At 70.4% G+C, this 9,285-nt stretch carries 8 protein-coding genes; all 8 read left to right on the top strand.

All coding sequences use genetic code 11. The features are described 5' to 3' along the window. The first annotated feature begins 285 nt into the window (after positions 1–285). The gene (locus ACTIDRAF_RS0211575) at positions 286–651 is read left to right on the top strand and encodes an NADH-quinone oxidoreductase subunit A (protein WP_016698905.1); all 366 of its coding nucleotides are present in this window, start codon (positions 286–288) and stop codon (positions 649–651) included. A 31-nt stretch (positions 652–682) separates the two neighbouring features. After that, positions 683–1,234 carry a NuoB/complex I 20 kDa subunit family protein gene (locus ACTIDRAF_RS0211570; protein ID WP_016698904.1) on the top strand — a complete coding sequence of 184 codons (552 nt, stop codon included), beginning with the start codon at positions 683–685 and terminating at the stop codon, positions 1,232–1,234. Positions 1,235–1,325: 91 nt separating this feature from the next. Then, positions 1,326–2,024 (top strand): NADH-quinone oxidoreductase subunit C, encoded by a 699-nt coding sequence (locus tag ACTIDRAF_RS0211565; RefSeq protein ID WP_052168790.1) that lies wholly within the window; start codon positions 1,326–1,328, stop codon positions 2,022–2,024. Then, positions 2,021–3,397, top strand: coding sequence for an NADH-quinone oxidoreductase subunit D (locus ACTIDRAF_RS0211560; protein WP_016698902.1), 1,377 nt, complete (start codon positions 2,021–2,023; stop codon positions 3,395–3,397). The genes ACTIDRAF_RS0211565 and ACTIDRAF_RS0211560 overlap by 4 nt, the downstream gene beginning before the upstream one ends. After that, on the top strand, positions 3,394–4,155 hold the full coding sequence (nuoE, locus tag ACTIDRAF_RS0211555) for an NADH-quinone oxidoreductase subunit NuoE (RefSeq protein WP_016698901.1): 762 nt from the start codon (positions 3,394–3,396) through the stop codon (positions 4,153–4,155). Before ACTIDRAF_RS0211560 ends, nuoE begins: the two co-directional genes overlap by 4 nt. Positions 4,156–4,170: 15 nt before the next feature. Further along, positions 4,171–5,499 carry an NADH-quinone oxidoreductase subunit NuoF gene (gene nuoF, locus ACTIDRAF_RS0211550; RefSeq protein ID WP_016698900.1) on the top strand — a complete coding sequence of 443 codons (1,329 nt, stop codon included), beginning with the start codon at positions 4,171–4,173 and terminating at the stop codon, positions 5,497–5,499. After that, entirely contained in the window at positions 5,499–8,054 is a 2,556-nt protein-coding gene (locus ACTIDRAF_RS0211545) for an NADH-quinone oxidoreductase subunit G (RefSeq protein WP_016698899.1), read from the top strand. The genes nuoF and ACTIDRAF_RS0211545 overlap by 1 nt, the downstream gene beginning before the upstream one ends. After that, the coding region (gene nuoH, locus ACTIDRAF_RS0211540; protein ID WP_016698898.1) for an NADH-quinone oxidoreductase subunit NuoH at positions 8,051–9,285 on the top strand (1,235 nt) is incomplete at its 3' end. The genes ACTIDRAF_RS0211545 and nuoH, both read left to right, overlap by 4 nt.

Below are 9,285 nucleotides of genomic sequence, written 5' to 3'. Positions count from 1 at the left end.
CCGGCCGCTTCCGGCCGGCCCGCACGGCGTAACCCCCTCCCCGGCGGAGGAAGGTACCGAACACGCTCTGTTGGTTGAAAGGGGCAGTAATTGCGTCTTTACTGCCTCCCGCGGGTGGTTGTGGTCCCGGCGGAAGTCCGCCGGGCATCGGTCTCACTCGGGAGAGTGAAGCCAGGACGGGACTACTTAGGCTCGCCTAAGAAGTTTTTGTGAAATAGCCACCCTTAGGGTTCGTTCGGGCGGCGGCTCTGCCGCCGGGAGTGGCGAGGATGAAAGGACGGCGACGTGTTGGAGTCCTACCTCCCCCTCGTGTTGCTGTTCGTACTGGCAACCGGGTTCGCGGTGTTCTCGGTCGCGGTCGCGCCCCTTGTTGGTCCCCGTCGGTACAACAGGGCCAAGCTCGACGCCTACGAGTGCGGGATCGAACCCTCGCCGGTGCCGGTCGCCGGCGGCGGTCGAATTCCGGTCAAGTTCTACCTGACCGGGATGCTGTTCATCCTGTTCGACGTCGAGGTCGTCTTCATGTACCCCTACGCCGTCGCCGCCGGCGGGCTGGGGGTCTTCGGGCTGGTCGCCGTCGGGGTCTTCCTGCTCGCCGTGACCATCGCCTTCGTCTACGAATGGCGTCTCGGCGGCTTGGACTGGGACTAGGCCGGCGAGCCGGGGAGGACACGCGAGAGTCATGGGACTGGAAGAGAAGCTGCCGAGCGGGGTCCTGCTGACCACCGTCGAGAAGCTGGTCAACTGGAGCCGGAAGACGTCGATGTGGCCGGCCACCTTCGGGTTGGCCTGCTGCGCCATCGAGATGATGACCTCCGGTGGGGCGCGCTACGACATCGCCAGGTTCGGGATGGAGCGGTTCAGCGCCACGCCGAGGCAGGCCGACCTGATGATCGTCGCGGGGCGGGTGAGCCAGAAGATGGCTCCGGTGCTGCGCCAGATCTACGACCAGATGCCCGAACCGCGCTGGGTGCTGGCGATGGGCGTGTGCTCCTCCTCGGGCGGCATGTTCAACAACTACGCGATCGTGCAGGGCGTCGACCACGTCGTGCCGGTGGACATGTACCTGCCAGGCTGTCCGCCCCGGCCCGAGGCGCTGCTCGACGCCATCCTGAAGCTGCACGCCAAGGTCATGGACGAGCCGCTCGGTCCGAAGCGCGCCGCCGCGCTCGCCGAGAGCGGGCACCGCACCGAGCTGATCCCGTCGTCCGTCCGCTACGCGAAGAAGAAGTGAGCGGTGGTTTGCCGTGAGCGATGACGAGACCGACCGCAGGATCCCGGTCAGGGGGCCGCTCGCCGGGGAGTCCCCGCCGAGTGCCGCCGAGCTGACCCCCCAGGAGGAGGCCGAGCACGAGGCCCGGGGTGGTGTCGTGGCCGGCAGGTCGCGTCAGGGCATGTTCGGCGTCCGGGGTTCGGGGGACACCAGCGGGTACGGCGGGCTCCGCCTTCCCGCCTACGTCCCGCAGCCGGCCCAACGCCCCTACGGCGACTGGTTCGACGACTTCACCGACGACCTCCTCGCGGCGATGGCGGACAACGGGATCCCGGCGGAGGCCATCCAGCAGGTCACCGTCGACCGGGGAGAGATCACCTACTACGTCCGGCGCGAGGACCTGCTCCCGCTGTGCCGGGTGCTGCGCGACGACGCCTCCCTCCGGTTCGAGCTCTGCAGCTCGGTGTCCGGGGTGGACTACGGCCCCGAGGTCCCGCAGCGGCTGCACTCCGTCTACCACCTGACCTCGATGACCTTCCGGCGCCGCATCCGGCTGGAGGTCACGCTCGAGGTGGACGACCCGCACGTGCCGAGCGTGGTGGAGGTGTACCCCACCGCCGACTGGCAGGAGCGCGAGGCGTGGGACATGTTCGGCATCGTCTACGACGGACACCCGGCGCTGACGCGGATCCTGATGCCCGACGACTGGGACGGTCACCCGCAGCGCAAGGACTACCCGCTCGGCGGGATTCCGGTGGAGTACAAGGGCGCCGAGATACCGCCGCCTGATCAGCGGAGGGCGTACTCATGAGTCACGAACGGCTTGCCGACGTCACGACCGGCACCGACACCGCCGTCGGCGAGGGGCGAGACCCGTACGCCGCCGAGCGGCGCACCACCGAGGGGCCGGTCTACACGGTCACCGGCGGGGACTGGGACGAGCTGCCCAGCGCCCCGGGCCACGACGAGCGCATCGTCATCAACATGGGCCCGCAGCACCCCTCGACGCACGGTGTCCTCCGGCTCGTGCTCGAACTGGAGGGTGAGACCGTCACCCAGTCCCGGCTGGTCATCGGGTACCTGCACACGGGGATCGAGAAGAACACCGAGTACCGCACCTGGACCCAGGCCGTCACGTTCATCACGCGGATGGACTACCTGGCGCCGCTGCACAACGAGACCGCCTACTGCCTGGCGGTCGAGAAGCTGCTGGGCACCGAGGCACCCCGGCGGGCGCAGATCATCAGGGTGCTGCTCATGGAGCTGAACCGCATCAGCTCCCACCTGGTCTTCCTCGCGACCGGCGGGATGGAGCTCGGCTCCACGACCGGCATGGTCTTCGGGTTCCGGGAGCGCGAGGAGGTCCTGCACCTGCTCGAGTTCCTGACCGGGCTGCGGATGAACCACGCGTTCGTCCGGCCCGGCGGTGTCGCGCAGGACCTCCCCGTCGGCTACGGCGAGAAGATCCGCGACTTCCTCAAGGTGATGCGCAAGCGCATCCCGGACTACCACCGCATGTTCACCGGGCAGCCCATCTGGCAGCGCCGGCTCAAGGGAGTCGGCCACCTGCCGTTGGACGGCGCGATCGCGCTCGGAGCGACCGGCCCGATCCTGCGGTCCGCCGGGCTGGCGTGGGACCTGCGGAAGATCCAGCCCTACTGCGGCTACGAGGAGTACGACTTCGAGGTCCCCACCTCCTACGACGCCGACTGCTTCGCCCGCTACCTGCTGCGGGTCGAGGAGATCGACCAGTCGTTGGGGATCGTCGAGCAGACCCTGGCCAAGCTCGCCGAGACCGAGGGCGACCCGGTCATGGTCGAGGACGGCAAGATCGCCTGGCCGGCCAAGCTCAGCATCGGCCCGGACGGGCTCGGGAACTCCCTCGAACACGTCCGCAAGATCATGGGTCAGTCGATGGAGTCCCTCATCCACCACTTCAAGCTGGTGACCGAGGGCTTCGACGTGCCGCCCGGCCAGGTCTACGTCCCCGTCGAATCGCCCCGTGGCGAGCTCGGCTACCACGTCGTGTCCGATGGCGGTACCCGACCGATGCGGGTGCACGTGCGCGAACCCAGCTTCGTGAACCTCCAGTCAATGCCAGCGATGACCGAGGGCGGCCTGGTGGCCGACGTGATCGCCTCGGTCGCCTCCATCGACCCGGTCATGGGTGGTGTGGACCGATGACGATTCAGCACGACGAGCCAGGAACGCCCCAGGGGCAGCCCGCGGGCGACCCGGCGAGCTCCCCGTTCGACGAGCGGACCGCCGAGCGGGCCCGCGAGCTCGTCGCCCGGTACCCGGTCGCCCGGTCCGCGCTGCTCCCGATGCTGCACCTGGTGCAGTCCGTGGAGGGGCACGTCAGCCAGGCGGGCATCGAGTTCTGCGCCCGCCAGCTCGACCTCAGCGCGGCCGAGGTGAGCGCCGTCGCCACCTTCTACACGATGTACAAGCGGAAGCCGTGCGGCGAGCACCTCGTCAGCGTCTGCACCAACACGCTGTGCGCGGCCCTGGGCGGGGACGACATCTACGCCCGGCTGCGCGGTGAACTGGGTGTCGGCCACGAGGAGACCGCAGGGGAACCCGGGACTCCCGGTTCGGTGACCCTCGAACACGCGGAGTGCCTCGCGGCCTGCGACCTCGGTCCGGTCCTCCAGGTCAACTACGAGTACTTCGACAACCAGACGCCCGACTCGGCCAGCGAGCTGGTGGCCAGGCTCCGCGCCGGGGAACGCCCGGAACCGACCCGGGGAGCCCCGCTCACGGACTTCCGCCAGGCGGAGCTGCAACTGGCCGGCTTCTTCGAGGGCCGGGACAGCGACGTGGAGGCACCGTCCACCGCTCCCGAGACGGTGCGCGGCGCCCGGATCGCGGCCGAGAAGGGCTGGACCGCCCCGGCGATGCCGGACGAGGCGGAGCTGCCCCCGGTTCCGGAGAAGAAGTAGGGGAGTGGACGGACGATGAGCGAACCGACACCGGGCACGGGCGTGGCACCACTGACCCCGGTCCTGACGCGGCGCTGGCTCTCCCCCAGGTCCTGGAGCCTGCGCACCTACGAACAGCTGGAGGGGTACTCGGCGCTGCGCCGCGCCCTCGGCGCGCACCCCGACCAGCTCATCCAGCTGATCAAGGACTCCGGCCTGCGCGGTCGGGGCGGTGCCGGCTTCCCGACCGGGATGAAGTGGGGCTTCATCCCGCAGGGGGACGGCAAACCCCACTACCTCGTGATCAACGCGGACGAGGGCGAGCCGGGGACCTGCAAGGACATCCCCCTGATGATGGCCGACCCGCACTCGCTCATCGAGGGCGTCATCATCACCGCCTACGCCATCAGGGCGAACTTCGCGGCGATCTACGTGCGCGGTGAGGTGCTGCACTGCATCCGGCGGCTCAACGCGGCCGTGCGCGACGCCCGCGAGGCCGGCTACCTCGGCAAGGACATCCTGGGCAGCGGGTTCGACCTCGACATCGTCGTGCACGCCGGCGCCGGTGCCTACATCTGCGGCGAGGAGACCGCCCTGCTGGACTCCCTGGAAGGGCGGCGCGGGCAGCCGAGGCTGAAGCCGCCGTTCCCGGCGACGGCGGGCCTGTACGCCTCGCCCACCGTCGTGAACAACGTCGAGACCATCGCCAGCGTTCCCTACATCGTCAACGGTGGTTCGGACTGGTTCCGGACGATGGGCCGTGACCGCTCGCCCGGGCCGAAGATCTACTCGATCTCCGGCCACGTCGAGCGCCCCGGCCAGTACGAGGCGCCGATGGGCACTACCCTGCGCCAGCTGCTGGAGCTCGCCGGCGGCATGAAGGACGGGATCCCGCTCAAGTTCTGGACCCCGGGTGGATCCTCCACGCCCCTGTTCACCAAGGAACACCTCGACGTCCCCCTCGACTTCGAAGGCGCGTCCGAGGCGGGTTCCATGCTGGGCACCACGGCGGTGCAGGTCTTCAACGAGACCGTCTCCGTGCCCTGGGCCGTGATGAAGTGGACCGAGTTCTACAAGCACGAGTCCTGCGGCAAGTGCACCCCGTGCCGGGAGGGCACCTACTGGCTGGCCCAGACGCTGCAGCGGATGGTGCGCGGCGAGGGGACCGAGTCGGACATCGACACGCTGCTCGATGTCTGCGACAACATCCTCGGCCGGTCGTTCTGCGCGCTCGGTGACGGTGCGGTCAGCCCGATCACCAGCGGCATCAAGTACTTCAAGCACGAGTTCCTCGAACTGTGCGAGAAGAACAGGACAGGCAAGGCGGACCGCTCCGCCGACGCCGCGTTGGCAGGAGCGCACTGATGACGGTTGCCCCTGAGAAGAAGTCCGGCTCGGAGAACCCGGTGCCCGAGGGCCACGTCCGGCTGACGATCGACGACATCGAGGTCGACGCGCCCAAGGGCGAACTGCTGATCCGCACGGCGGAGCGGCTGGGCATCGTGGTGCCCCGGTTCTGCGACCACCCGCTCCTCGAACCGGCCGGCGCGTGCCGCCAGTGCCTGGTCGACGTGGAGATGGGCGGGCGCAAGATGCCCAAACCCCAGGCCTCCTGCACCATGACGGTGGCCGACGGGATGGTCGTCAACACCCAGCGGACCTCGCCCGTGGCCGACAAGGCCCAGCAGGGTGTGATGGAGCTGCTGCTCATCAACCACCCGCTGGACTGCCCGATCTGCGACAAGGGCGGGGAGTGCCCCCTCCAGAACCAGGCCCTCAAGCACGGTCGCACCGACTCCCGGTTCGAGGAGCGCAAGCGGACCTTCCCCAAGCCGATCAAGGTCACCGAGCAGGTCCTGCTGGACCGGGAGCGCTGCGTGCTGTGCCAGCGCTGCACCCGGTTCTCCAGGGAGATCGCCGGTGACCGCTTCCTCGACCTGCTCGAGCGGGGCGCCGAGCAGCAGGTCGGAACGGCCGTGACCGCCGACATCGACGGGGACGCGCCGAGGGAGCAGAGCTACTTCTCCGGCAACACCATCCAGATCTGCCCGGTCGGGGCGCTCACCAGCGCCGCCTACCGGTTCCGCGCCCGGCCGTTCGACCTGGTCTCCACCCCCGGGGTCTGCGAGCACTGCTCCTCCGGCTGCGCCGAGCGCACCGACTGGCGCCGGGGCAAGGTCACCAGGAAGCTCGCCGGTGACGACCCCGAGGTCAACGAGGAGTGGCTCTGCGACAAGGGCCGCTTCGCCTTCCGCTACACCACCGCCGCCGACCGGATCCAGCGGCCGATGGTGCGGGACGCCGAGAGCGGCGAACTCCGCGCGACCTCCTGGACCGAGGCGCTGCGGGTCGCCGCGGACGGCCTGCTGCGCGCCAGGGAGCGCGGAGTGGGCGTGCTCACCGGTGGACGGCTCACCGTGGAGGACGCCTACGCCTACTCCAAGTTCGCCAGGGTGGCCCTGGGGACCAACGACGTCGACTTCCGGGCGAGGGCCCACTCGGCCGAGGAACTCGACTTCCTGGCCTCCACCGTGGTCGGCACCTCCCCCGAGACCGGCGGGGTCACCTTCGCCGGGATCGAGAAGGCACCGACCGTGCTGTGCGTGGCGTTCGAGCCGGAGGAGGAGGCGCCCATCGTCTTCCTGCGGTTGCGGAAGGCGGCGAGGCGCGGCGGGACCAAGGTCTTCCACCTGGGGCAGTGGACCTCTCCCGCCGTGACCAAGACCACCACCCAGCTCGCCACCTCGCGGCCCCTGCCCGGCGGTGGCCTGCTGGCCTGCGCCCCCGGTGGGGAGGCGGCCTCGCTGGAGGCGCTGCCCCGCCACGCGGCCGACGTCGAGGAGGCCCTGAGCGCTCCCGGCGCCGTGATCCTGGTCGGGGAACGCGCCGCCGAGGTGCCGGGCCTGCCCTCCGCCGTGCTGCGCGCCGCGCAACGGACCGGGGCCCGCGTCGCCTGGATCCCCCGCCGAGCCGGTGAGCGTGGCGCCCTCGCCGCCGGTGCGGTCCCCACGCTGCTGCCCGGCGGCCGCCCCGTGACCGACGCCGCCGCCAGGGCCGAGGTCGAGCAGGCCTGGGGCCTGGACGCCGGCACCCTGCCCGCCACCCCGGGACGTGACACCACCGGGATCCTGCGGGCGGCGGCGGCCGGGGAACTCGACGCGCTGGTCGTCGGCGGCGTCGACCCCCACGACCTGCCCGACCCGGCCCTCGCCGAGCGGGCGCTGTCCGAGGTGGGCTTCGTGGTCAGCCTCGAACTGCGGGAGAGCGCGGTGACCAGGGTCGCCGACGTGGTCCTGCCGGTGGCGCCCACCGTGGAGAAGGCGGGCAGCTTCCTGAACTGGGAGGGGCGTCGACGCACCTTCGGCACCACCATCGACGGCACCGGCGCGCTGCCCGACTGCCGGGTCCTGGACACGCTGGCGGTCGAGATGGACGCCGACCTGTTCACCCAGACCCCGAGCGCGGCGGCCGGCGACCTTGACCGGCTGGGCACCCACACGGGAGCCCCGGTCCCGGCGCCGACGGTCACCGCCGGTGCGCCGCCGGCCCCCCGGTCCGAGGGGCCGGGACGGCGGCAGGCGGTGCTGGCCACCTGGCGGCAGCTGTTGGACCGCGGTTCCCTCCAGGAGGGCGAGCCGCAGCTGGCGGACACCGCTCGTCCCACCGTCGCCCGGCTCTCGCCCGCCACCGGTGAGCGGCTCGGCCTGGCGCAGGGGGAGTCGGTCACGGTCAGCACCGACCGCGGCTCGGTCACCCTGCCCGCCGAGCTCGCCGACCTGCCCGACGACGTGGTGTGGCTGCCGGCGAACTCCGGTCCGTCCAGGGTTCGAGGAACTCTCGGAGCCGGCCACGGCTCACTGGTCACCGTCAGCGGCGCCGGAAACCGCACCGCGGGCGCTGAGAACGGAGGAGGCCGATGAGCCCCACGGCCGAGCTCATCGCGAACGACCCGATCTGGCTGACCATCGTGAAGATGGTCGCGATCTTCGTCATGCTGATGGTCATCACCATCCTGATGATCTGGGCGGAGCGCCGCGTCATCGGGCGGATGCAGAACAGGCCGGGACCCAACCGGGCCGGCCCGTTCGGCATGCTCCAGTCGGTCGGTGACGCGCTGAAGCTGGCGTTCAAGGAGGACATCCGGCCCGCCCTGGCGGACAAGTGGGTGTACTTCCTCGCGCCGATCGTCGCCGCGATCCCCGCCTTCCTCGCCTTCGCCGTGATCCCCATCGGCGGCGAGGTCTCCATCTTCGGCCACACCACCGCCCTCCAGCTGGCCGACGTGCCCGCCGGGGTCCTGGTGGTCCTCGCCTGCGCCTCCGTCGGCGTCTACGGCATCCTGCTCGGCGGCTGGGCCTCGGGCTCGCCGTACCCGCTGCTCGGCGCGCTGCGGTCGGCGGCCCAGGTGATCTCCTACGAGATCGCGATGGGGCTGGCCATCGTGACGGTGGTCCTCTACTCGGGCTCGCTGTACACCTCGCAGATCGTCGCCGCCCAGGGCGAGCAGGGGTGGTTCGTCTTCCTGCTGCCGGTGCCGTTCCTCATCTACGTCATCTCGATGGTCGGTGAGACGAACCGCGCCCCCTTCGACCTCCCGGAGGCCGAGTCCGAGCTGGTCGGCGGCTTCCACACCGAGTACTCGTCGCTGAAGTTCGCGATGTTCTTCCTCGCCGAGTACGTCAACATGACCACGGTCTCCGCGCTGGCGACCACGATGTTCCTCGGCGGTTGGCACGCGCCCTTCGGGCTGGGTTCGGTCGCCGACGGCATGTTCAACACCGGCTGGTGGCCGGTGCTGTGGTTCCTCCTGAAGACCTTCGCCTTCCTGTTCCTGTTCATCTGGCTCCGCGCGGCGCTCCCCCGGTTCCGGTACGACCAGTTCATGCACCTGGGCTGGAAGGTCCTCGTGCCCCTCGCGCTGCTGTGGTTCGTGCTGGTCGCGGCGATCCGCGCGTTGAGCAGCGAGGGCGTCACCACCACCCAGTTCATGATCGCCTTCGCGATCACCCTGGCCGTGCTGGTCGCCGCGACCTTCCTCATCCCCGACCGGCGGGTCGAGGAGGAGACCGGGCCGAAGCTGTCCGGCGGGAACTTCCCCGTTCCGCCGCTGGACCTGGAGGTGCCCGAGCGGCCGAAGCGGCGGCCGGCGGC

Origin of the sequence: Actinoalloteichus spitiensis RMV-1378, from assembly GCF_000239155.1 — a bacterium.
Classification (GTDB): domain Bacteria; phylum Actinomycetota; class Actinomycetes; order Mycobacteriales; family Pseudonocardiaceae; genus Actinoalloteichus_B; species Actinoalloteichus_B spitiensis.
Note: the sequence above shows the minus strand (reverse complement) of the source record. Positions and strands in the feature narration are given on the sequence as shown.

Coding starts and splice junctions, on each gene's coding strand:
- nuoF (WP_016698900.1), top strand. CDS start 4,171: ATGAGCGAACCGACACCGGGCACGGGCGTGGCACCACTGACCCCGGTC.
- nuoE (WP_016698901.1), top strand. CDS start 3,394: ATGACGATTCAGCACGACGAGCCAGGAACGCCCCAGGGGCAGCCCGCG.
- ACTIDRAF_RS0211545 (WP_016698899.1), top strand. CDS start 5,499: ATGACGGTTGCCCCTGAGAAGAAGTCCGGCTCGGAGAACCCGGTGCCC.
- ACTIDRAF_RS0211570 (WP_016698904.1), top strand. CDS start 683: ATGGGACTGGAAGAGAAGCTGCCGAGCGGGGTCCTGCTGACCACCGTC.
- ACTIDRAF_RS0211560 (WP_016698902.1), top strand. CDS start 2,021: ATGAGTCACGAACGGCTTGCCGACGTCACGACCGGCACCGACACCGCC.